Here is a 1665-nt window from a genome sequence, read left to right on the forward strand (position 1 = left end):
GCGGGCGGGCTTGGGCTTGCTCATGCCGCTCGTCTAACCGCATGGATTTCCGATGCGAATCCTTCACCGCCCAAGTTCTGCAACAACACCTCGCTGAGCTGAAGGGGCATTTCGTCCACTACGAGCGTTTCGTCCCGCTGGCGGAAGGATTCTCCATACTTGCAGGTCAGTGACCAACCCCTATTGGCAGGCCGGCGTCGCCTCGAGAATCATGGACGGTTCTGAAGCCCGCCAAATTTCGAAGTGCGCCACGGGACTCTTCAATAAAACCAGATATTTGGCGACCCCGCCGCGACTCGAACGCGGAACCTGCGGTTTAGAAGACCGCTGCACTATCCAGTTGTGCTACGGGGCCGCGAAAGTGGTTCGCTGTGCGCAACTAAGCGCATTTCCCGTTTCATTTCAACACCATATCGGCATTATTGCAAACCTCTGGCCGTGAAGGATTCACGCCACGAATCCATGTGGTTAGACGGATGGCATGCGCCCGCTCTTCATCTCTCTATGTTGCAAGACTTCAGAACGTCCGTGTCCATCAGGCTGCCGATCGTCCGGATATTGATGCCAGGGATCTGCGCCTCCCGGGTCGGACGAATGCGTTTGCGCCGGAGCGCAGCGCAGCCAGAGTGGCTTCGGTGTCCCCGAACGGGGTTTCGAGGGCCCCGAAAAGAACCGCGGCGCCGGTCATTTCTGAATGCCCGAGATCTGTCTCATGGGCAGGACGGTCTTTTCGACCTCGGCTTCGAAGGGACCACAGGGCAGGCTGGCAGGATAAAGCATCGACAGACGGCGCGCATCGAGGTCGGTCTCGATCCGCTGCGGCCTCAGGCGCAACTCGCGTGCCGCCCCCCCGGAAAGTGATCCGGGCGATTGCCAGAATCTGCGGCAGACGAAAGCGCCCGAACGGCTCCGGGCCGGCCCCGGTCATGATCACCTGCTCGCCTCCCTTCAGACCGTCCGGCGGCCATTGGTCGCGCGGGGCGCAGAGGGGCGCTGTTGCGCAAATCAGCTGACGACCGCAGTTCCCCTTTCCCCGGACACACTTATCCCATGGCCACGGTGAGCGGGATGCCGAGCGCCGTGAAGCGGTTGAGGACCGCCGCCCGGATCTGGACTTCGGCAACCTGGCGGTCGAAGTCCCGTGACATCAGCCTCTGGCCGAGCAGTTTCACGCAGTTCATTTTCGTTTCGACCCTGCTCCGGCGGTGGGACCCGCTCCAGTTCCGCCAGAGTGCCCGGCCGAGGTGCTTCGATGCTCGCAGGATCTCGTTTCGTGCGCGGGCTCCGGCGCTGTCCCGCTTCCATGGCCTGGCGTTGCGGCGCGGCGGAATGATTTCGGCCGCGCCGCGGTCGGCGATGGCGTCGTGGCAGGCGCGCGTGTCGTAGGCGCCGTCGGCAGTGACCGTGGCGATTTGCCGATCCAGGCCGATCTGCTTCAGGAGCTCAGGCAGCATCGGCGCGTCGCCTGCATTGCCGGAGGTGACCTCGACGGCCCGGATCTCCAGCGTTTCCTCGTCTATGCCGATGTGGATCTTGCGCCAGACACGGCGCTTCGAGGCGCCGTGTTTGCGTCTGTGCCACTCGCCTTCCACCTTGATGCCGGTGCTATCCACGAGCAGGTGCAGCGGCCCCTTGGATCCGCGATACGGGATGGTCACGTCCAGG

At 63.2% G+C, this 1665-nt stretch carries 2 protein-coding genes and 1 tRNA gene; all 3 read right to left on the reverse strand.

The window, feature by feature from the left end; genetic code table 11:
• Positions 1 to 278 precede the first annotated feature (278 nt).
• Positions 279 to 355 (reverse strand) — tRNA-Arg (locus BYZ73_RS20995).
• A gap of 329 nt (positions 356 to 684) precedes the next feature.
• Positions 685 to 834 carry a hypothetical protein gene (locus tag BYZ73_RS23055; RefSeq protein ID WP_181498154.1) on the reverse strand — a complete coding sequence of 50 codons (150 nt, stop codon included), beginning with the start codon at positions 832 to 834 and terminating at the stop codon, positions 685 to 687.
• Between the two features lie 209 nt (positions 835 to 1043).
• On the reverse strand, positions 1044 to 1665 hold a 622-nt coding region (locus tag BYZ73_RS21000), incomplete at its 5' end, for an IS5 family transposase (protein WP_112317553.1).

Origin of the sequence: Rhodovulum viride (assembly GCF_003265965.1) — a bacterium.
In the GTDB taxonomy this organism is placed as follows: domain Bacteria; phylum Pseudomonadota; class Alphaproteobacteria; order Rhodobacterales; family Rhodobacteraceae; genus Rhodovulum; species Rhodovulum kholense.